The following is a 20,392-nucleotide window of genomic DNA, read 5'->3' as shown; positions in this document are numbered from 1 at the left end:
CTTAGGTGTGGTCTCAAATCCGAACGCCAGCGCCCACCCGAGCGGGAGACGTCGAACAAGGCGTTTAGGCCGTCACGTTCCCAAACACCTCAAAGAACTGACGTTTCAGGGCGACGTCCACGTCGTCCATCGTCACGGGCAGGCCCAGGTCCACCAGGCTGGTGACGCCATGGCCTTCGATGCCGCAGGGAACGATGCCGTCGAAGTGGCTCAGGTCCGGCTCGACGTTCAGGGAGATGCCGTGGAAGCTGACCCATTTGCGCAGGCGCACGCCGATGGCGGCGATTTTGTCTTCGCGTGGCGTGCCGTCCGGCAGCGGGGCCTTTTCGGGGCGTTCGACCCAGACGCCGACGCGGCCCTCACGGATCTCGCCTTTCACGTTGAACTCATCGAGGGCGGCGATCACCCAGGCCTCCAGCTTCTGGACGTAAGCGCGCACGTCTTTGCCGCGCGTGTTGAGGTTGAGCATCACGTAGGCCACGCGCTGGCCGGGGCCGTGGTAGGTGTATTGTCCGCCGCGCCGGGTCTCGAACACCGGAAAGCGGTTCGGGTCGATCAGGTCGGCGGGCTTGGAGGAGGTGCCTGCCGTGTAAAGCGGCGGATGTTCCAGCAGCCACACGGCTTCGCCCGCCTCGCCCCGCGCGATGGCGTTGGCGCGCGCCTCCATCTCGCCCACGGCGAGGGGGTAGGGGACGGGGGCGTCGGAGGTGATCCATTCAACCATGGGCGTGCTCGGGTTTGCGGGGGGTGGGGCTCATTTGGGCAGCAGCCCGGCGGTGCGGATCGCGGCCATGTTGGCGCGGCTGACCGGGATGTCGGGGCCTTGCGCCATGCTCAGCAGCGCGCCGTCGCCCTTGCGGGCCACGGCCGTGACCTTGTCCAGCGCCACCCAGTGGGACCGGTGGACGCGCAGACCTTCGGTGCCACCAACCTCGCGGATCGCGTCGGAGAGGCGCAGCAAGACCATCTCTTCCCCCTTTGTGGTGCGGATGCGGACGTAGTGATCTTCGACCGACAGCGAGATGAGTGGCCCGCGTTTGTCGAGGGGGAGACGGTCGAGAAGGGGCGGCGTGTCGGGGGTTGCGGGTGTGTCACGGGGCAACAGTTCCAGCATCGCTGAGACGAGCAGCGTGATGGCGAAAAGGATAAGCGCGCTGGCCAGATCGGGGCGGAGGCCGAAGACCAGCGCGTTGAGGCCGAAGACCGTGGCGCAGATCGCAAGGCCCGTGGCGATGACGATCACGGCGCGGGAGAGGGCGGGCGTGAGGCGCGCGGCCAGGAAGGGCCAGGCGCAGGTGTGAATCAGGTAGCCAATGCCATAGGTCAGGGCCGGGACCGCGCCCCAATAGGCGATGCGCGCGGGCCAGGGCATGGTGCCCGCCGTCCCGAACGGCCCCGTCAGCGCCAGGATTGCGCCGACGCCCAAGAGCGCCAGGACCACCTTCGGGTGGGTCATATGCCGTCGCCATTCACGAAGCGCGGATGACGGGGAGGTGTCGGTCACGGAGGCCTCGCGGTGATTGACGAAGACGCGGTTGCGCCGGGCTGCGGGAAGGGTGCCAGAGCGGTCGGGCAAGCTCAACCCAAGCGATATGTAAGGAGCCTTCCATGACATTCGAGCCCCTCGCAACGGCGCCCGCCGCCATCCAGCTGCATCTGGTCGCCGCCGCCTGCGCGATCTTGATTGGCCCGGTCGCCCTCTACCGGCCCCGGCGCGACCTGCTGCACAAGGTCCTGGGGCGCCTATGGGTCGTCGCGATGGCGGTGCTGGCGGTGTCGGGGCTCTTTATCGAGGCCTCGGTCCTGCCGCTGGTGGGCCCGTTTGGACCGATCCATCTGTTCTCGGTCTGGGCGTTGATTTCGCTGGTGCAGGGGATGGCCGCGATCCTGCGCCGCGACGTGGCGAAGCACCAGGCGGTGATGCGCGCGCTTTACTGGCAGGCGCTGGGGATTGCGGGGCTGCTGACGCTGATGCCAGGGCGGCGGTTGAATGCGGTGCTGTTTGACGGCACGGAGGAACGGGGGCTGTGGGTGATCGCGGCGGTGGGCCTGGTGGCGGCGGTGGTCATCGCCAGCCGCCTGAGGGGGCGGGCGCGGGGCAGGGCCGCCTGAAAGGTAGGGTATTCCCCTATGAGCGAATCGATCCTCTTCTGCTAACGTCGGGGAAAGTGAGAGACCCCCCTTCTTGTCTGCGGAGAAATTATTCATGTTTGCCAAATATTTGATGACATCGTCCCTGGTCGCTGCCGTGGCCCTTACCCCCATCGCGTCGGTCCCGGCCCAGGCGCAAGACGCCCGTGACGTGATCGGCGGCCTGCTTTTGGGCGGTGCCATCGGTGTTGCGATTGGCGCAGCCAGCCAGCCGCGCACCCGCGTGATCGTCCCGCAACAGCCGCAGACCCAGCCCGCACAGCCCCAGGCGCAACCCTCACGCCCCAGCCAGCCGCGCGTCGTGCGCCCCGCGATCCCTGCGACGGAAGCCGGGCGTCAGGTCCAGACCGCGCTGAACTACTTCGGCTTTGACGCGGGCTTTGTGGATGGCCAGGTCGGCCCCGCCACCCGCGCCGCAGTTGAGCGCTATCAGGCGTTCCAGAACTACCCCGTCAACGGCCGCTCGTTCCCCGAGCCCCAGGCCGTCCACCTGATCCAGGCCTACCAGTGGGCCACCAACGGCGGCTCCGCCCAAACCGGCCTGCAGCGCCAGGCCTTGCTGGCGGCATACGCGCAGCATCTGGCGGGCACGCTGGCGCCCCCCACGCCGCAGCCGATCCCCAGCGCGGTCCCAGCCGGTGCCACCACGACCACCACGGTCATCGTGAACCCCGCGCCCACGCCCGTGGGGACCACAACGGTCCTGCCCGCGCCGGGTACGAACGGCCCGGTTCAGGTCGTCGCGGCGACATCCGGTGGCGGTGTTCCGAACCTCTTTGCAGGCGCCTCTACAACGCCCTCGCTGTCCTCGCGCTGCGATGCGGTGGCCCTCCAGGGCCAGGCCAATGGCGGCCCGATGACACTCAGCACCCTGTCCAACCCCGGCTTCGCGCTGTCCGAGCAATTCTGCGCCGCCCGCGCCAGTGCCGTCAGCCAGGGCCAGGATCTGACCCAGGCCATTCCCAACCTCAGCCTCGCCGATATCACCGTTCAGTGTGAGGGCTTCTCGGAGGCGATTGCAGCCCAAACCGCCGTGATCGGCACGATGACCCCGCAGCAGGCCATGGGCTCGGCCCAGGGGTTTGCCTACACCACCGGGATCCCCCAGGCCGAACTGGCCGGAACCGCCCGCGTGTGCCTGGGCGTGGGCTACGGCGCCGATGATCTGGACATGGCCATGGGCTCGGCCCTGATGCTGGTCGCCTCGGGCGAGCCTGCCTATGGCGAGTTGATCGGCCACCACCTGCGCGAAGGCTTCGGCATCGCGGCCAACGGCGCGAGCGCTGGCGATTGGTACGACATCTCGCTGACAGCCGTGGAATCCGGGGCGCCCGCCGTCTTCAACCCCGCCGACCCCGGCCGCTTGCCCCTGATCCGCCAGGCCGTGGCGATGACGCTGGGCGGCCAGCCGGTGCCCGTGCCCGCCGCAGCCCCGGCCGCGCCCGCCGCACAAGGCGCGCTGCCGACCTTCCAGGTCAACCAGTAAGTCACCCTGGCGACACAAGACTTAGGCGGCGGGTCCCATCGGGGCCCGCCGTTTTGCCATCCGCGCGGAGGCGTCTTGCGGGACCGCGAAAAAACCTGCATCTGGCGCGTTGCCCCCCTTCACAAGGCCCCTCCAAGCCGCTAGAGACCGCGCACTACCTGATCACGTGCGCTCGTGGCGGAATTGGTAGACGCGCAGCGTTGAGGTCGCTGTGGGGTAACACCCGTGCGAGTTCGAGTCTCGCCGAGCGCACCATTCTTCAAATCACTCCCCAAAACACCCTTTAACGCCTTGAAGGGTATGGATATTTTGGGAGTTCTAGGTCCCTCATTTCGGTCGTATGAGATAGGGCTCTGGAACGCGAGATTGAGGACCAATCGTTGCGTTCGCACCTGGCCACTTTCCCAGAGCTTCCAAGGGTTTGAGAGGAATCGCAGGGCGAGTTCTAGTTTTTCTTCGAACACGCCCTGAGACGGCACCTGATTTGTCATATTTTCGGTGAGCCGAGCCTTGTCACGTTCAAGCTTTGCGATCTTGTTTTCGTAAGCTCCGATGACTGTCACGTTCGTCGCTTCCACGATCCGAGTCAGGATTTGATCAATCTCAGCCTCTAGCTTTGCGATTTGGCGTTTAGCAGATTGAACTTTCGCCTTGGCTTGCTCAGTCCGCATCGCCCAAGCGTCTTGGAACATCCGAGTGGCGATTGTGACCAATCCTTTCGTCGGCTGTTGATGGCTGGGACATGGCGGTCCTTTCTTCTTTTGGTTTTGGGGATCATGTTTTCGTTCTGACTGTCCCATCCACGTCAGGCAGAAAGAGAACAAATAAAGAACAAACATGACGCACATCTCTTGTGCGCGCAAGATTATTTTGCAATGATCTAAAGCGCTTAGCCTGTCCTTAGCATGGTAGGTCTGTGGCCATCTCGGGTGATGCGGGGGTGATTACGGGTGATGAAATCTACGTTTGCACAGTCGCATCAGAGGGGTATCTATTCAGCATGGATCAAACAGAAATCGACTGGATACAGCTATCGTCAGAGGAGCGGCGGAAGCCGACGAAACAGCTTTAGGTGACCTTGAGAGCGCTGCACAAAACGATTGGTGGCCGGTTTCACGATCTGGTTGAGGAGGCTCAGGGTGGCCCGTTATCTGAAACGGCGGATCCTTTCAGCAAAATCAAGCGTGGCGTCTATGACAAAACCAAGACCCGAGCCAATCACGAGTGGATCGCGCGCATCGACTTTGAGTTTGCGCAAAGCGAAGCGCCGGAACTCTTCCAGTATCGGCGCGTAACGGAGTGGGATCAGTTTATCGAAGAACACTTGGTCGAGGGCGGCGTCACAGCTATCCCATTTGGTCAGCTTGGTATCGCCCGTCGTACACCACCTAAAAGGGGGGCGATGCGATTCCGCTTGGGGCAAGAGTTCGGTTTTGCTCTAAAAGTACCCAAGCCTTGCTATGCGTTGGCGTTCGAGAGCTACGCTGGAGAATGGTATCCATTGGCGCTTGGGCAAGGTGAATCCAGCATTAGGATCAAACTTCATCAAGGCTCCGTGGTGGTGCCTCAAAGCTCAAACGGAAGCCCTATAGGTGTTGCAGAATACGACGACCTAGGTGTTCACACCTTTGTATTCGTACTATTATTCGGGCCAATGCCATTGGTTGATCGAGCAAGTATTGCCAGATACGGAAGGACATACGACGTAATAACTTACAGAACACGAGTCTTGATTTCCAATTAATGTGCATCTCATACATAAGCGAACTACTAAGTGAAATCATTCGAGGCCCATGAGCTGCCACTTCTCTGCTGGTGGACACCATGCAGGGCGGGGGCTTCCGCGCTTTTCGTGGTGGAGGTAGGTTTTGCTCACGGCCCCCTCCATCCACTCATCCCAATCTTCTTCGCGGGGATCGTGGAGGCGGTGGTTTTCCGAGAAGAATTCATCCCCGTCTCGCTCGAAGTTTTCATCAAGCCAATAGAGATACGCCCAAGATATCCGCGCAAGCCGCACGATAATGGGATTACCGAACGTGTCTGGCACGTAGCGCCCTATCTTTTCTCGCGGATCTGTATCGAAGTGCTCCCGCCAAGGGTCTAAATTCATTCAATAATCTTAACATACTGCGCGACATCATTACAAATTGCACACGCACATGGCGACGCTGTTGGTGTTGTGATCGCCCTAACAGTCGATCACGCTGCCCATAACCTCTAATGACATCGCACAAAAATTCGTAGTACTTTAATACCGACGATTTCTTACCATGATCGCACAACCCATTTTATGGATGGATTACAGTATCAGTTGTTAATCAGGGGGCTAACGCTTTGAAGGTAGAAAACAGTTATGGATTGGCATTTGTTGCGCTCACTGTCGGTGCTCTATTGAGTGCAGGCTATGTTTTTGGCGCACACTTCATCCCAGTTTTGGCCTTTGGAACGCTGGTCTCGCTAGGCTTGGCTTGTGGAACAATTTTCATTTTTCAGTCTGTCCAAAAGGGGAGTGCGAGCTTCCGTGGTTGCGTGTGTATTGCATCTGTTTCCCTGAATGTGAGTGTAATTTGGTTCACCTACTTTTCCATCCTTTGGGGCAGCGATGTCGCAATTGAGATATTTAGTTCGGGTCCAGTGGAAGTATTCGCGGAAATTCGCTCCATTTCGCAGCAAATGAGCTTCACGATCTTCAACGACGCGAGAAACCTAGTGATGGATTCAGGTTTCAGTATTACAGGTTCATATTTGCTTGTCGCATGGGGGATCGAAGCTTTTGCCTTCATCCTTGCCTCTTTTCTTGGTTTCCGTCACGGAGCCCGGACCCAGTTCATAGATTCGAGGGCTACGTTGAACGAATATGGTGGGAACTTGCGAGAGGGAGGATTACCCTTTTTGGGCGCTCTTTTGGTGGGTTCTCTTAAGGGCCTTGCTAAGGTTGCCATTGTGTTAGGGGTCATCTACTTGGCGTCAGAGGTCTTTGGGATACTGTGATCATTCGAAGCCAACTACGGAATTCGTGTGCAACTTCTTCTAGTGCTGTCCCAATAGTTTGTCGTTGAACATCATTAGGTTTGCCCACTGTGCAGCGCCAGCAGTTTTGATACTGACCGGTGCACCGGACACATCGCTAAGCGCGATACCGACATCACTAAAGAAATCCTCTGGCTCACCCAGATCTTCGCGGATGACCTCTGCATCAGATACACGGGCAAGATTTACGGCATCCAAGAAGCATGGAATAACGACCTCTTTGCGAAACGCAGCTTGCTCTTCTTTAGATGGGATCATTGGATCTATGCCTAGTTCCGGGGAACGTCGAGCCAACATCGCTTGGATCAGCGGCATCTGTACAACGTGACCGAGGAGCTGAAAAATGCGGGTGGCAGCCTTGGGGTGGGAAGATGGCTCATCCCCAAGTGGCTTCGCATCAGCCAACTCTATGAGCATCATGATCGCCGCAATCGATGTCACGCGAGCGCGAAGCGATGACCACTCTTCAGGTGAATATGCATCGAGCAACATATCGATGGCATCATGGTCAGCCTGCATCTCCAAGCAGGGTTCGACGTTCGCGGCGTCTTCAGGGTTCAAGCTTGCAACAGTCGGCGGTGGAGCAGCCGACCGCGTTGCAATGGCAAACCGATGAGCAGAAAAAGTCTCGGTGAGATAGGCGCGTCCAACGAATTTGAAATGTCCCATCTCGTAGTGATGCAGCTCATGAAGCATCAGCCAGACTAGCCCAACATGTGTTAAGTCCTCGGCGCTTGCCTGGATTTCACCCCCGATACCATGAGCGAAATCAGGGTCGCCGATTGCTGACCGCCAGAGGCCGTCAATCGTCGTGACAATCCCCGTTGGCACCCGAATGATGAAATCGCCCTCGACCATCTCCGCCAAGGCCCAGAAGCCGTCATCCTCGATCACGTCGAGTATCGGCATGACCGGAAACGCTTCGCCCATCGTCTCCGCGTATTGGGCGAGGGCTGTTGAGAATGCGTCCTCAAGATGGGCTTTGGGTGTTTGTATTGACGTCTACATGAAAGCACCGTGACCTGGAACTGCCCTGGTCAGAAAGGTGTCAGTTGGGTGCAGGTGTCGAGTTAAGCGCTATCGCAAGATGTGTGTGGTCGTACCAACCACACCTCTTGAGAAGGGGGACGCTCCAAGACTTCGTCTTTGCGCTCCCCCGTTCTATCCCCCAAGCCAATGATGTGAGAGCGGCCTGTAGCCTCTCTCACATCATGCAACCCAGTCGTGGTTTGATCCCGAGCAGGGAGACGTCGCTCTCCCTGCACCCATCGCCTTGGGCGGCGTTCCTGCTCCCAAGACCCCAGACCATTTCATGGTGACGCTTTCAGCGCGACCAGAAGGGAGATGGCATCTGTCCCTTCCTGAACCACCCATAGCCCAATTGGATGTCATCCGCCTTGGAAACCCGACCAATCGTGCGCCGCTTAGGTGTGCGACGTTATGTTGCCGATGGATCTCTAGTTAGGAGGTGCAATACCATGACTCCCCTTATGGACCAATTTGAGAACCATTAAGGGCAATAATTGCGCTTGCAGGCAATTTTCAATCGGAATGATAAGTTTTTACTACGGAAATAAATCAGAAAAAGTGAATTTTTGAATCTACTTTATAACTCGTACCAATATAAATCGAAAAAAAGTTAAAAGCGATGAATACAAGTGTAGTTACAAAGATCGAAGGAGGTCACGAGGCAAGTATTCTATTCATGATTGTTCTACGATTGAAACCGAACCTTGGCTTGCGTCAACTTCATAAGTAGTGTTTCGAAGCATACCAACAGCACTAATCTGAGAATGGTAGAAACTACAAAGATTTAGGCCGGGATGGAATCTTGCAGATGGGAACAGGATATTGTCTAGAGGCTTACCTTGGACCACAGCCCCGATTTCTTGACATTCCCGATGGCCACTCACAAAAGCTTTACGATGGTTGATAAAAAAGCGCTTCAGATTAAGTGTGCAACCGTCAATATTGTACTCAAAGGTAGCATAAGAGCAGCGGTACAGGCTTAATTTGGGATACTTCTTCATGCGCCGACGGAGTAACATCTCACGTTCTGCATATGCTGTTTCCTCGAATAACGAAGTGTAGAATGCATGAGTCCTAACGTTGAACCGTTCCGTTGGAGCTGGATCAAGGTCAAATGCATCATCAAGATGTTCAGCAGCGAGCTCTCTATTTTTGAAGTATTGAGTCTTCTTAGAACTCTTCGCCGCTAAGAAATTCGCAACGGTCGCCTTTTCCTTATCACTAACCTGTAGTCCGGCCGACCCCGCATTTCGATCTGGGACAAACGCACTTCGTACAGCGACATAACTTCGCGACGAACTCGGAGCGCCAGCGACAACGGCACCAGGATCAAAGGACATTTTTTGAATGCCAAACAACTGCTCGAGCAGTTCTTAAAGAACCGTGAAGAAAAGCATCTGCAGCCGTCTGTCCGTCGGAAAACAACTTCTCGTTCCAGAACCATTCTCTAACGGTTGTTTCATCTCCTCCAAGGAGTTGATGAGCATTACCACGTAGTTCAAGAAATAACCTGAGCCTGTCGGGCCAATCTCGACTTGGAAAACTTGAATTTCCCAGGAAATACTCACCTACGGGAGTGCTTAATTCGTTAAAACCCAGGATTAGCGACCTCTTTTCGTTTGGAATCATTAGGTATTCACAAGCTTTCGTAAATACCTCTCCAAGATCTGCCATAATTTCTAGGTCTACGCCACCATCAGAAAACTCTAGTCCAGGCTCAATACCATCATGTAGCAAATCATCAATAACGTCTCTAAAGTTTTCCAAAACTTTACTAGGGTAGTGCGAAACTCTACTTCCGTCAACAATTTCCTTGAGACATGCAAATGCAGGTGTAATGCCCGAAATCTTTCGTACTGACTCGAAAACCTTATCATCAGGATTCGCACTTAGATAAATAATTGGAACACACGGAATGTCACCCGCTTGCATGTGCTGAAGAATTCGATTTTCGACCAGTAAGATGCCTGCAAGCCTACCACCATCCGTAGCGACCATGGAGCCATCGTAGGCTTGGATGTAATCGACCCCATCAAGATTGACGTCGATTCCAAGGCCGATCAACGCTTCCCCACTTTGTGGCGTAGCGTCGCTAGGGCTCCCAAACCCGCGTGCGACGTCAACAAACTCCTCGGTACTTTGCAGTATCTCAGTTGCCACAAGCCTCGACGAAAGAAAATCCACTTCCGCATCAACTGTTTCGCTGTCGTCTTCAAGAAGTGGAAACAGCGCCTTAACGGAACCATCACCCTCAAACGGGCTGTGCTTGTTCATTCTATTTTCCACCCCTAACCAGCGTTTGTTCTCCGTTAAAGCCAATCTTAACAAAAAACAAGTCGATACCATCCGCTTGCTCCAATCCTAACTCCTTTGCTGCGAGAAAGGGGGCTTCGTTACTGGGTTTGGTACTGACTCGAAACCTCAGTCCTAATTCCCTACATAGATCACTAACTCGTGCCAGCCCTAAGCCTGTTCCCGGCTTGCTCCCGGAGAACTCTTCACCCCTAAAGCCTAATCGGGTGAGTTTAGGGATTTCTGAGATAGGAACTTTAGGTGTTTGATTTAATACATATGTTGTTGGGCGCCCCACCCGATCAAGGTGGCTGTACATTACAATATTGGTATCTGGATATTTATACTTGGTAGCATTCAGCAAGAGCTCCTCATAAATCTCAGTCAAAAACCTCTTTGGTAGTCTAGTGAGAATTTGAAGTTTTTTTGGCTCACAGCGAATGCGGATTATTGCGCTTTGGTCCGTTTGCGCCAACCTTCGTGCTTCACGCATGCGTTCCAGAATCGAGTGCTCTTCACGTTCAGGTTGAATAATAGCGTCGTCCAGTTGCCATGTTTTTTCGGACTTGGGATCAAAAGATTCTCTCTCCCATTTATGGTCCAGAGTTGTTCGCGCAAGTCTATTTATTCTTAAGCGAATTTTCTTATTTTGTCGTTGAAGTTCTAGGAACTTTTTTTCAACTTCTACATCCTTTGGTAATGATATAGAGGTATTATCACGTATAAACTCGATTGATTTTGCAATTCCAGCGGCTACGGGGCTGATTTGATGACGCATCGCGCCTCTAATGGCAATGTCGTGGTCCAAATAATTATGACATATTGCCAATCCATTTTTTACCGCCCTCAGTAAGGATTCCAATTCCATACTTGGCAGTTCGACGCTTTCTTTATAGGCGAGAATTGCTGAAAAAAAGTGATTGGGCCCATCGTAGCTAATTTTACACATACTCAAAGCCAACGGATCCACAGACGCAGGAGGGTTACTGCTACGGTTACATTCTCCGCGCTGAAGTTTTTCCGAAAACCAAGAAAAGTCGTCGCGTTCCAATCTTGATGCTGCAACAAAATCTGCTCTAGGTACATTTTTAATTTGTCCGCGAGAGAGGCTAGATTGTAAGTAGTATCTATCGGCTTTCATTCCTTTTTTGAGGCTTTCAGTGTTGGGAGTTTCAAGCCAATATATTTTTTGATCCCCAACGGCGGAAGACAAGAATGCTAGGAGTCCATCTATCTGCTGCCGAACGTCATTTGAGCGAAGCTGATGCCAGGCTAAGACTGTCGGCCAAGTGGCATTAAATATCGCTATTCTATTGGATATAGAAAACCCGTTCAGATGAATAAAGACTTCGTCTGAAATCTGACTTTGCTGAAATCTAGTAGTCGCCAACGGGCGATCTTGAACGCTGTACGCCTTTAGTACAAACCCGGTCCCCTTTGTCCAACCTGGGCTGATCATTCATTGTCCCCGTAGGTTTAGTCTGAGCTGGTTACTGTCAACTAGGAGCGTACATGACGTTTCACTGTAGAGCTATATTTTTATTGTTGAGATTGCTCGGAGAGCTTTCTGGTTAGATTCTTGTAAGAGCTGACGCTCCGTTCAAACGGCCCTGAGGCCTTGCTTGGGGCTGCTGCCCCTGGCGCGAGGCAAAGGGTGGGTCGTCGCCATGCTCGCTTCGGTCGTTTCTCTCCCTGCAGCTGCGCGTGGCTCCGGTCCCGGCGTCTAAAAAATGCTCTGTGGTTTCCGCAACCGCTGACACCGCCTTTGTCCCTTGCACCCCCGCTCTTCGCCAGAGGGGCAGACCGGTTGCATGCGCAACCAGTCAGACAGAAAGGGACAAACAAGATGACACAATTACACGCACAACCATATGACCTATCAGCCACGGGGTTCTACTTTGGGAGCCTGGAGGAGTATCAAAACAAGGCGGCAAAGCTGCGCAATGACTACGGGCAGCCAGTTGAAGAATTCGAAATCCAGTTCATTGATGGCGAGGCCATCGATGCGGCCTTGGCCGACGTGCTTGGATTGTATCAAGCAAGCATGGGGGCCTATCTCGATGCTGTGGACGAATGGAGCAAAGACGAAAAGCTCCGAGCTATCATCGCTATTGGCGAATGCGGCTATGCCTTTGAAATTGGCAAAGATGACCCAAGTGAATTGGAGGTCGATATCTACCATCTGGCCTCAATGCGAGCTCTAGCGATTGAGTCTGTAGAAAAGGGCATCATGGGAGATATCCCTGATAACCTTCTAGGCTATTTTGACTATGAGGCTCTAGCCCGTGATTTGTCTGTGGACTACACGGAAACCATCATCGCAAATGAGTGCTTGATTTACCGATGTGGGTGATCGGTTGGTTTTGGCCGGTGAACGTCTTTTCGCTCCCCCGCATTGCGGGGGAGAAGGTTTGGAGTTACAGCGAACAAGGAATTAACAAGGACGATCCCCACCATGGCACAGACCAATCTCGAAAAGCTGTCCGTTGAAGAGCTCAAATATCTGCAGAAAGAAACCGCCGCTGCCATCGCGAGCTTTGAAGATCGTAAGCGCGCTGAGGCCATCGCAGAATTAGAAACTGTCGCAGCCAAGCACGGCTATAAGCTGGCGGATCTTGTCGGTGGCAAGGTGAGCAAGAAGGCAAAGACGTCTGGGCCTGCTAAGTATCGCCATCCTGAGAACCCCGAAAAGACTTGGACCGGGCGGGGCCGTCAGCCCAATTGGATCAAGGAAGCGCTTGGAGCAGGTAAGTCATTGGATGACTTCGCGATCTAAACGAAAATCGCCGCCGCAATAATATGCGGCGGCGCTCTGCTATACTAACTTGCATCGATGACGATCTCTTAGGCAGACGCCTTTGGCTGACCTGCCACGAGCACGACAACACCCACACCCGCGAGAATAAGCCCGAGATAGGTGATCAGGGCCACGTTGCCTGACACCGGGCAGCGATCACCTGGCATAATGGCACACATCATCTGCTGTGCATTCTCACGAGCAACCATCCCTTCGAATTGCCTCGAGTAAGGGCCTGTTTCGCCAGCTAAATAACGCAGTATTAGATTTGCAAGGATCTGACTACCAGTACTTTGCGAAACCACTTGCAAAGATCGGTAGGATACTTGCGAGTAGCGATCTTGCGCCCATCAATGCTGAGTTGACCCAGGGATTGGACATTGAAGAATTCCTGGAGAAGGGCCACGCGAGTGGAGGAAGTATGGTCGGAAGTGCAACTTTAGACTGGCCAACTGATGAACGAGAGATACTCGGCACCCAACTATTGCTAGTCCAACGTTTGTGTGCCGATCCCGATTGGACAATACAATTCGCCGGGACTTTCTACGTCAGCCATAGCAATAAGTTTATGAGGGACGTGCAACAACTAGTAGCGCAACTCATCATCCCCTTTGCACGTTATTATCGAGAATACGTTGAAACCAATGGCAACCCCAACAGCTCCCTCGTGGTGTCAGTGAAATCAAACAAAATCTTCATCGTGCATGGTCACGACGGTGAAGCCAGAGAAACGGTAGCGCGCTTTGTGGAGAAGTTGGGTCTTTCAGCGATCATCTTGCATGAGCAAGCGAACAAAGGGCGCACCGTAATTGAAAATGTCGAGGCGAACTCGGAAATTGGCTTTGCTATCGTACTCCTCACTCCCGACGACTTGGGTCGCGCGGTGGCGAGGGATGAGCTAGAGCCGCGCGCAAGGCAGAATGTTCTGCTCGAATTAGGATACTTCATTGGAAAACTTGGACGTGACAAGGTCTGCGCGCTGAAGAAGGGTGCGGTCGAAATCCCAAGTGACTTTGCAGGCGTGGTTTGGGAGGACATGGACAACGCAGTGGTTGGAAGCATGCCCTTTCCCTATGCAGCGATATCTTGCTGCACTATCCGTAGGCTTTCGCTTTCAACCTTTATCGCTCCAAGGTTGGCGCGCGGGGTTTATCAATTCGGTGTTCAACGTCTTCCTGTTTGGGCGTCTGTGGGCGTTTGACGTAGTTCACGACCATTTTCGCCATGTGCCTTCGTTCATCAACATGTCTGAGCATTAAGTTGCGCACTCTTATCTGTAGATCTAGTCGGTCTTCCATCTGAGCTTCGACCAACCGATTGCGCTGGTCCTGATCGCGCTTCGCACTGGCAACTGTTTCTGTTTCATTGCGCCTCTGCGCGGCCTGATGTGATCCTGTCAGTCGATCAAATAGCCCCCGCAACCCGCCGTTGAGCCGTGACATCCGCGCCTTGGTTTCTTCATCCCACCGTTGATCTTGCTTCGCTCTAAGTTTGCCGCGTTCTTCTCTTTGCGAGGCAACCATTGCGTCGCGTTGATCGCGATACGGCCTTAGCTCTTCGTCGTGTTGAGCTTTGACCTGACGGACATAGCCCAGAACCTGTGCGTTGACCTTTGATCGAAGGGCTTTCGCGACCGTATCGACGCTCGGAAGACTGCTAGGATCTCCCAGGCGTGCCTTAACATCTTTTTCTTTCAGACCTGTCCATTTTCCGATGGCGTGAACGTTGCCTTGGACGTCTAAAGCAACAAACCCGCGCCGGTCCCCTTTGGCCAGATACAGGCCTTTGTCTTCAAGAGCAGTTTGATAAGATCGGAGATCATCGGATTGCTGCCAAGCCGCTTGGAACAACTGCTTCACCTCGCGCGGGTCAACACCCGTTCTTTGCGCTTGTTGCCACTCAGCTAGGGTGAAGTTCAGTGGGTTCTTCTTTCCGTAGGTCTGCAGTCCTTTTGGCAATTCCCATCCATGATCGAGAAACAAGTCACGTGAGACGTCGCGTAGGCCTGGTCGGCTCACCTCCTCTGGGCCGCTTGAGGCTGATCGCATTTCTTGGCAATTTAGCGTTTCCCGCTCTGGGCTGTGGCGTTTGTGAACTATCCTTGGGCAGGTGAGCGATCCTATCGATTCTGCATGCCTGACCCGAGGCATCACGAACCCCCGCAAAATCAGTCTTTTCGCGCAACTTGGGCGTGCATGGCTACGTGATCTTTTGCTCTGAAATATGGCAACGCAGGAGTGGACGAAGCACGCAAGCGCGCCTTGCATGGGAAATTTCTGGCCAAGGCGGCCCTGGCTCTGCAACTCTGGGTTTAGTTATTTCAGGAGGTTTTTCATGACGACAACTGATCCCACATCCGTTCCCGCCCAAACCCTGGCCGCGATCAAGGCGATGGCGCAGCCCGAGGCGGTGGCCGAGTTGAAAACCGTGCTGCGCGCGGCGGTCAAGCTGGAGATGGCGACGATCCCGATCTACCTCTACACCTATTACTCGGTGTGCCGGAAACCGGGCCGCAAGGACCCTGCCACTGACCCCAGCCAACCCGTGCCGCCGTCCGAGGCCTTCCCCCTGCCCGGCGCGCTTTACGGCAATGAGGCGGGCGCGGTGATCATGAGTGTGGCAGTTGAAGAAATGCTGCACATGTCACTGGCGATGAACCTGCTGTCCTCGATGCTGGATGCCGATGAAACCCTGCCGCAGATTTATGATGGGCTGACGTTTGGCAACACGGGCGGCATCGTCTTGCCCGCGCTGAGCACGCTGACACCGAATACCGGACGCACCCCGGGCGGGCTTCCAGTGGAGAACATCACCGGCAACGCGCTGGAGATCCCCCTGGCCAAGCTGAGCCTCGATCAGTTGCAGCATTTCATGCGGATTGAGTATCCGGGCAAGAAGGACGCCGTCTCGGTGGTGATCGACCCCGCAGCACCGGAATGGGCCACCATCGGCGAGGTCTATGATTACGCCAAGGCATTGATCCAACTGGGCAACAGCGGCGCCCCGATGGATGACACCGTGTTCCAGAAGGGCGGGACGCGGCAGATTGGAAGCGACAATTACTCGGCCAGCAGCATCGACACGCTGTCGTCGGGTGCCAAGTGGTTCACCTTCGACAACCCGCCCCCCGTCGGCACCGCCAACCCGCCGTCCGAGGTCGCGGCCTCGACCGTGGCGCAGTTCGAGAATGACGATAATCATGACCACGAGGGCGCGGACGCGCTGTTCGTGATCGCCAGCGCCGATGACGCGGTTTCCGCCATCAACACCATTTGTGAACAGGGCGAGGGGGCCGATTTCACCGGCTATGTGGAGCCTGACGAGTTGGAGGAATCCCACTACTACAAGTTCTGGTCGCTCTGCGCGCAGTTGGATGGCTATCCGGCCCAGATGCAGACGCCGCCGCAGGTGGCGGGGATGGCGGCACCGGCCGCTGTGACACCGCAGATCACGGATCTGGGTGCGAAGTTCGTCTATGATTTCCCGACGAACCCCAAGGCGAGCGACTATAGCACCGCCGCCAAATCCGTCGTCGATGTGGCCAACGGCCTGTTCCAGTACATGCTGATCATGTCCGAGACGACCCTGCTGATCCCGCCCGCGCAGCAGAAGCTCTATTTCAACAAGACGATGCATCAGTCGATGATCTGGGTGATGGACAAGTTCTTCCAGGATATGAGGCACTTGCAAGATCGCGGCCAGGCCATTGTGCCCACGTTCGAGAACCCGTTCCCGACCGGCACGACCCGTGAGACCGCCTTTGCGGCCTTGCTGGAACTGGTGGTGGAGTGTCAGGCCCAAGCCGCTTCGATGCAGAATTATGCGTCCATCGGATGGAACCTGACAGACATTGCCGCTTTGCCCGATGTCTCGCCGTTCTGGAATTGTGACAAGGGCGTCGTGCCGAACCCGCTGCCCTCCTACCTGACGCCGCCGGATGTGCCGCAGGTAAAGCCCGACCAGGCCAACGCAGGGCCTGCGGCGGCGGGGGCGACCATCGATGCCTCTCACCCCATCTATCAGGGGACGCAGAAGTTCCCGGAAACGCCGCCGACCGATGCCAAGCTTGATGCCGCCGCCGGGGTGGGCAATTGGGTGCGCCATGCCTGCATGGGCTTGAATTCGTGCAAGAACCAGGGCCGGACGTTGAATAACGATTGCGCGGCCCAGGGTTGGTGCGCGACGTCGCTGGGGTACAATCCGTCGAACCCGGCGGTGCCGCTCGTCTCCGACCACACCTGCCACGTGAAGAACAATTGTCAGGGGCAGGGCGGCTGCGGGCTTTACGGCACCGAGGATGAGCTGAACGAGCCCGGCGGCAATGCCTGCCAGACCATGGGATCCTGCGCCACGCCGATCAACGCCGAGCGCTTCATCACCGAGGGGGAGAACCGCACCAAGAGCGTGTGGAAACAGGCGCGGGCGCACTTTGCCACGACGGTCTGGCCGACCCTTGACGCCTCGGGCCACGGCAGCCAGGAGATGCCCGGCGATGGTCAAAACTACCCCGCCAACCCTGAGTTGTTTGCCAATGGCCCCACGATCGAGTGGATCGCCAATGCCAGTGGCGAGGGGATGACGGCCTGCGGGTCCAGCGGGATGAGCGGCGCGGGAAGCTGCGCTTGAGCGCCTTTGCCGATGCCGTCCGCGCCCTGCCCAAACTTGGGCTGGGTGTGGGCTTGCGCAATGAGCATTTCAGCCAGATCCTGGACAGGCACCCGGATGTGGATTGGTTCGAGGCGATTTCCGAAAACTTCATGGATTCTGGCGGTCGCCCCGGCTGGGTGATCCGCCAGATCGCCGAGCACTATCCGGTGGTGCTCCACGGTGTCTCGATGTCGATTGGCAGCACGGATCCGTTGAATGAAGAGTATTTGCGCAAGCTGAGGGTCCTGGCCGATGATGTGCAGGCGTGTTGGGTCAGCGATCACCTCTGTTGGACCGGCGTGCTGAGCGTCAACAGCCACGATCTGTTGCCACTGCCCCTGAACCGGGAGACCTTGGACCATGTGATTGCGCGCGTTCATCGCGTCCAAGAGGTCTTGGGCAGGCCCCTGATACTGGAGAACCCATCGACCTACGCCGCATTCCAGAACTCGGACATTCCCGAGCCGCAGTTCCTGCGCGCGCTGTCAGACGCCACGGGCTGCGGGCTGCTGCTGGATGTGAATAACGTCTATGTCTCCTGCTTCAACGACGGCACGGATCCGCTTGATTACCTTGAGCAAATTCCCTTCGACCGGGTGGTGCAGATGCATCTGGCGGGCCATACTCATTGCGGGGATTACCTACTGGATACCCACGACAAACCCGTCACGCGCGGCGTGTGGGAGCTGTTTCGGATGGCCTGGCAGCGCACCGGCGGGGCCTCGACCCTGTTGGAATGGGACGGCGATGTGCCTGCGTTTGAGGATCTGCACGCCGAGGTCCTGAAGGCGCGGGCCTTCATGGCGGGCGCGGTGAAGGCGATGCACCTTTACGAGGATGCTGCGGCGCATGAATCGGCGCGGGTGTCTAATCCGGTGGACCACATCGTACCCTCGGTGCGCGGGCATTCGAAGCTGGACGCATGACGTCCCTGCGCGACATGCAGGCGTGGATGCAGGACGCGCTGGTCAACCCGCGCGGGGTGCAGGTGGAGGACGTGGCGGCTCGGCTGGTGCCGTCAAACCGATTGTCCGCCGCTCAGCGGTTGGGGATTTACCAGCGCAGCTACATCACCCGGCTCTGCGCCTGTCTGGCGGAGCAATTCCCGGCCTCGCGCCACGCGCTGGGGCCTGCGCTGTTCGATCAATTCGCGCGGGTCTATTTGGCGGAGGAGCCCTCTGACAGTTACACGCTTTACGAGTTGGGGCGTCGGTTTCCCGCGTTCCTGGAGGCCTCGCGCCCCGATGCCGAGGCGCCGGAGCCCTGGGTGGATTTCATGCTGGATCTGGCCCGGTACGAACGGACGCTGTTCGTCCTGTTCGACGCGCCCGGGCACGAGGGGAAGGCGTGGCCAACACCCGATACGCCCGACGCCGATCTGGTCCTTCAGCCGTGCTTCGCGCTGGGGGCCTACCGCTTTCCGGTCGCACAATACTACCACAGCGTCACCGATCAGGCCGAGCCGAGCCTGCCGCCGATGATCGACAGCTATGTGGCGCTGGCGCGGTACGATTACGTGACCTCATCTTTCCCGATCTCTCGCCTGCATTACGGGCTGCTGAGCGCCCTGCAGGAGACGGGGGACGTAGACGCGGCCCTGGCGCTTCTGGCGGCACGCGAGGGCGCGCCCGAGGATCAGGTGCGCGCGGCCTGGGCCACGCAGATCCGCACGCGGTGGATCGGCAACCGGTTCTTTGCGGTGCGCGGGGCGTAGCTATTCGGCGGCGATTTGCAGCGGGGCCGGGGGCGTGTAGCCGTCGCGGGTTTGCGGCGTTTTGATGCCAAGTGCCGCGCCCGCAATCTGGGTGCGCAGGATCTGTGCGGTGCCGCCCCCGATGGTGAACATGCGTACGTCGCGGTACATCCGCTCTAACGGTTCCTGATCGCCATAGCCCCGCGCGCCGAACATTTGCAGGGCGTCGTTGACCACCTTGATCCCCATCTCGGACGCGAACAGCTTGGCGCGGGCGGCTTTGGTCATATCGGGGAAGGCGCCGTCACAGCGGGCGGCGTCGTGCAGCATCAGGCGGGCGGCGTGAACTTGCGTGTCCATGTCGGCGACCATCCATTGCAGGCCCTGGAACTCGGCCAGGGGGCGGCCGAACTGGTGGCGTTCATTCAGGTAGCGCTTGGCGTGGTCGAGCGCGCCTGCGGCGACGCCCAGGGCAATGGTGCCCGCGCCGACGCGCTGGGAATTATAGGCATTCATCAGGTCGGCAAAGCCGCGTTTGAGGCCCGAGGGTGGGGTGACCAGCCACTTGGCGTCCACCTCCAGATCATCGAAATGCAGCTCCGCCTCGGGCATCCCGCAGAGGCCCATGGTGTGCTCGCGCCGCGCGACGGTGAAGCCCTTGGGCGGGGCGTCGTGATCGTCGACGTGGACGATGAAACCGCCGATACCCTGGGGCATGCCGCCTTCGTCCAGCACCTGGGCAAAGATCAGGTGCAGTTTGGAGACGCCACCGCCGGTGATCCAATGCTTGGTGCCGTTCAGGATATAGGTGTCGCCGCGCTTTTGCGCCGTGGTCCGCATCTGCGTCGCGGCAGAGCCTGCCTCGGGTTCGGTGATGCAGATCGCGGGCTTGTCGCCGGCCAGAACGATGGGGGCGCAGAAGGCCTTCTGCTCCTCGGTCCCGTAAGCCATGACGGCGCTGATGCCGCCCATGTTGGCCTCTACCACCACCCGCGCGGTCAGGGTGCAGGCCTTGGCGATTTCCTCGACCACCATGGCGACATCCAGAAAGCTGGCGCCCTGGCCGCCGTACTCCTTGGGGATCGACATGCCCATGATGCCCGCGTCCGCCAGATCCTTCACGTTGCTCCAGCAATAGCTGCGCGTGCGGTCCCAATGGGCGGCACGGCTGGCGAAGGTGGGGGCGAGGTCAATGGCTTTGGCGACGAGAGGGTGGGTCATGGAGATCTCCGGCAGCGATCACGGGTTCGTGATGTCTTGACCATAT

19 protein-coding genes and 1 tRNA gene are annotated in these 20,392 nt (G+C 57.1%); 11 read left to right on the top strand and 9 right to left on the bottom strand.

The annotated features are described in order from the left end of the window. Positions 1-64: 64 nt before the first annotated feature. Both lipB and AC6I9R_RS17775 read right to left on the bottom strand, forming a co-directional pair. Positions 65-724: a lipoyl(octanoyl) transferase LipB gene (gene lipB / locus AC6I9R_RS17780; RefSeq protein ID WP_461427147.1), complete on the bottom strand. Its 660-nt coding sequence runs from the start codon at positions 722-724 to the stop codon at positions 65-67. A gap of 30 nt (positions 725-754) precedes the next feature. Next, positions 755-1,615 carry a LytTR family DNA-binding domain-containing protein gene (locus AC6I9R_RS17775; RefSeq protein WP_461427148.1) on the bottom strand — a complete coding sequence of 287 codons (861 nt, stop codon included), beginning with the start codon at positions 1,613-1,615 and terminating at the stop codon, positions 755-757. Here AC6I9R_RS17775 and AC6I9R_RS17770 point away from each other — a divergent pair. The 4 genes from AC6I9R_RS17770 (at position 1,609) to AC6I9R_RS17755 (ending at position 5,381) form a co-directional block, all read left to right on the top strand. After that, positions 1,609-2,112: a DUF2306 domain-containing protein gene (locus tag AC6I9R_RS17770; protein WP_461427149.1), complete on the top strand. Its 504-nt coding sequence runs from the start codon at positions 1,609-1,611 to the stop codon at positions 2,110-2,112. The two genes, AC6I9R_RS17775 and AC6I9R_RS17770, sit on opposite strands and share 7 nt — an antisense overlap. Before the next feature lie 112 nt (positions 2,113-2,224). Further along, positions 2,225-3,637 carry a peptidoglycan-binding domain-containing protein gene (locus AC6I9R_RS17765; RefSeq protein WP_461427150.1) on the top strand — a complete coding sequence of 471 codons (1,413 nt, stop codon included), beginning with the start codon at positions 2,225-2,227 and terminating at the stop codon, positions 3,635-3,637. Positions 3,638-3,805: 168 nt separating this feature from the next. Then, positions 3,806-3,892 (top strand) — tRNA-Leu (locus tag AC6I9R_RS17760). 817 nt (positions 3,893-4,709) lie between these two features. After that, the gene (locus AC6I9R_RS17755; RefSeq protein WP_461427151.1) at positions 4,710-5,381 is read left to right on the top strand and encodes a hypothetical protein; all 672 of its coding nucleotides are present in this window, start codon (positions 4,710-4,712) and stop codon (positions 5,379-5,381) included. 36 nt (positions 5,382-5,417) lie between these two features. On the opposite strand, the gene AC6I9R_RS17750 is transcribed toward AC6I9R_RS17755, so the two are convergent. After that, positions 5,418-5,747 (bottom strand): hypothetical protein, encoded by a 330-nt coding sequence (locus AC6I9R_RS17750; protein WP_461427152.1) that lies wholly within the window; start codon positions 5,745-5,747, stop codon positions 5,418-5,420. 224 nt (positions 5,748-5,971) lie between these two features. Between AC6I9R_RS17750 and AC6I9R_RS17745 the strand changes: the two genes are divergently transcribed. After that, on the top strand, positions 5,972-6,628 hold the full coding sequence (locus AC6I9R_RS17745) for a hypothetical protein (RefSeq protein ID WP_461427153.1): 657 nt from the start codon (positions 5,972-5,974) through the stop codon (positions 6,626-6,628). A 39-nt stretch (positions 6,629-6,667) separates the two neighbouring features. On the opposite strand, the gene AC6I9R_RS17740 is transcribed toward AC6I9R_RS17745, so the two are convergent. The 4 genes from AC6I9R_RS17740 to AC6I9R_RS17725 all read right to left on the bottom strand — a co-directional run bounded on the left by AC6I9R_RS17740 (position 6,668) and on the right by AC6I9R_RS17725 (position 11,129). After that, positions 6,668-7,597, bottom strand: a complete 930-nt coding sequence (locus tag AC6I9R_RS17740; protein ID WP_461427154.1) for a hypothetical protein — start codon at positions 7,595-7,597, stop codon at positions 6,668-6,670. 773 nt (positions 7,598-8,370) lie between these two features. Continuing rightward, a complete protein-coding gene (locus tag AC6I9R_RS17735; RefSeq protein ID WP_461427155.1) occupies positions 8,371-9,036 on the bottom strand; it encodes a hypothetical protein in 666 nt (221 codons plus the stop codon). Then, a complete protein-coding gene (locus tag AC6I9R_RS17730) occupies positions 9,026-9,970 on the bottom strand; it encodes a hypothetical protein (RefSeq protein ID WP_461427156.1) in 945 nt (314 codons plus the stop codon). Before AC6I9R_RS17730 ends, AC6I9R_RS17735 begins: the two co-directional genes overlap by 11 nt. 1 nt (position 9,971) lies before the next feature. Further along, positions 9,972-11,129: a histidine kinase gene (locus AC6I9R_RS17725; protein ID WP_461427157.1), complete on the bottom strand. Its 1,158-nt coding sequence runs from the start codon at positions 11,127-11,129 to the stop codon at positions 9,972-9,974. A 705-nt stretch (positions 11,130-11,834) separates the two neighbouring features. Here AC6I9R_RS17725 and AC6I9R_RS17720 point away from each other — a divergent pair. The 3 genes from AC6I9R_RS17720 to AC6I9R_RS17710 all read left to right on the top strand — a co-directional run bounded on the left by AC6I9R_RS17720 (position 11,835) and on the right by AC6I9R_RS17710 (position 13,986). Then, a complete protein-coding gene (locus tag AC6I9R_RS17720) occupies positions 11,835-12,341 on the top strand; it encodes an antirestriction protein ArdA (protein ID WP_461427158.1) in 507 nt (168 codons plus the stop codon). Positions 12,342-12,443: 102 nt separating this feature from the next. Beyond that, the gene (locus tag AC6I9R_RS17715; protein ID WP_461427159.1) at positions 12,444-12,764 is read left to right on the top strand and encodes an H-NS histone family protein; all 321 of its coding nucleotides are present in this window, start codon (positions 12,444-12,446) and stop codon (positions 12,762-12,764) included. A gap of 394 nt (positions 12,765-13,158) precedes the next feature. Continuing rightward, positions 13,159-13,986 (top strand): TIR domain-containing protein, encoded by an 828-nt coding sequence (locus AC6I9R_RS17710; protein WP_497862973.1) that lies wholly within the window; start codon positions 13,159-13,161, stop codon positions 13,984-13,986. Here the strand turns inward: AC6I9R_RS17710 and AC6I9R_RS17705 are convergent. Then, positions 13,907-14,833 carry a relaxase/mobilization nuclease domain-containing protein gene (locus tag AC6I9R_RS17705; protein ID WP_497862972.1) on the bottom strand — a complete coding sequence of 309 codons (927 nt, stop codon included), beginning with the start codon at positions 14,831-14,833 and terminating at the stop codon, positions 13,907-13,909. The genes AC6I9R_RS17710 and AC6I9R_RS17705 overlap by 80 nt on opposite strands. A gap of 286 nt (positions 14,834-15,119) precedes the next feature. Here AC6I9R_RS17705 and AC6I9R_RS17700 point away from each other — a divergent pair, with 286 nt between their 5' ends. Genes AC6I9R_RS17700 through AC6I9R_RS17690 form a run of 3 tightly spaced genes read left to right on the top strand, consistent with a single transcriptional unit; the run spans position 15,120 to position 19,146 of the window. Next, positions 15,120-17,411 (top strand): ferritin-like domain-containing protein, encoded by a 2,292-nt coding sequence (locus AC6I9R_RS17700; protein ID WP_461427162.1) that lies wholly within the window; start codon positions 15,120-15,122, stop codon positions 17,409-17,411. Next, entirely contained in the window at positions 17,408-18,358 is a 951-nt protein-coding gene (gene bufB, locus AC6I9R_RS17695; RefSeq protein WP_461427163.1) for an MNIO family bufferin maturase, read from the top strand. Before AC6I9R_RS17700 ends, bufB begins: the two co-directional genes overlap by 4 nt. Further along, the gene (locus AC6I9R_RS17690; protein ID WP_461427164.1) at positions 18,355-19,146 is read left to right on the top strand and encodes an HvfC/BufC family peptide modification chaperone; all 792 of its coding nucleotides are present in this window, start codon (positions 18,355-18,357) and stop codon (positions 19,144-19,146) included. Before bufB ends, AC6I9R_RS17690 begins: the two co-directional genes overlap by 4 nt. Here AC6I9R_RS17690 and acdA read toward each other — a convergent pair whose 3' ends face one another. Further along, positions 19,147-20,346: a 3-sulfinopropanoyl-CoA desulfinase gene (gene acdA, locus AC6I9R_RS17685; protein ID WP_461427165.1), complete on the bottom strand. Its 1,200-nt coding sequence runs from the start codon at positions 20,344-20,346 to the stop codon at positions 19,147-19,149. Between the last annotated feature and the right edge of the window lie 46 nt (positions 20,347-20,392).

This window comes from Gymnodinialimonas sp., assembly GCF_059726805.1.
Note: the sequence above shows the minus strand (reverse complement) of the source record. Positions and strands in the feature narration are given on the sequence as shown.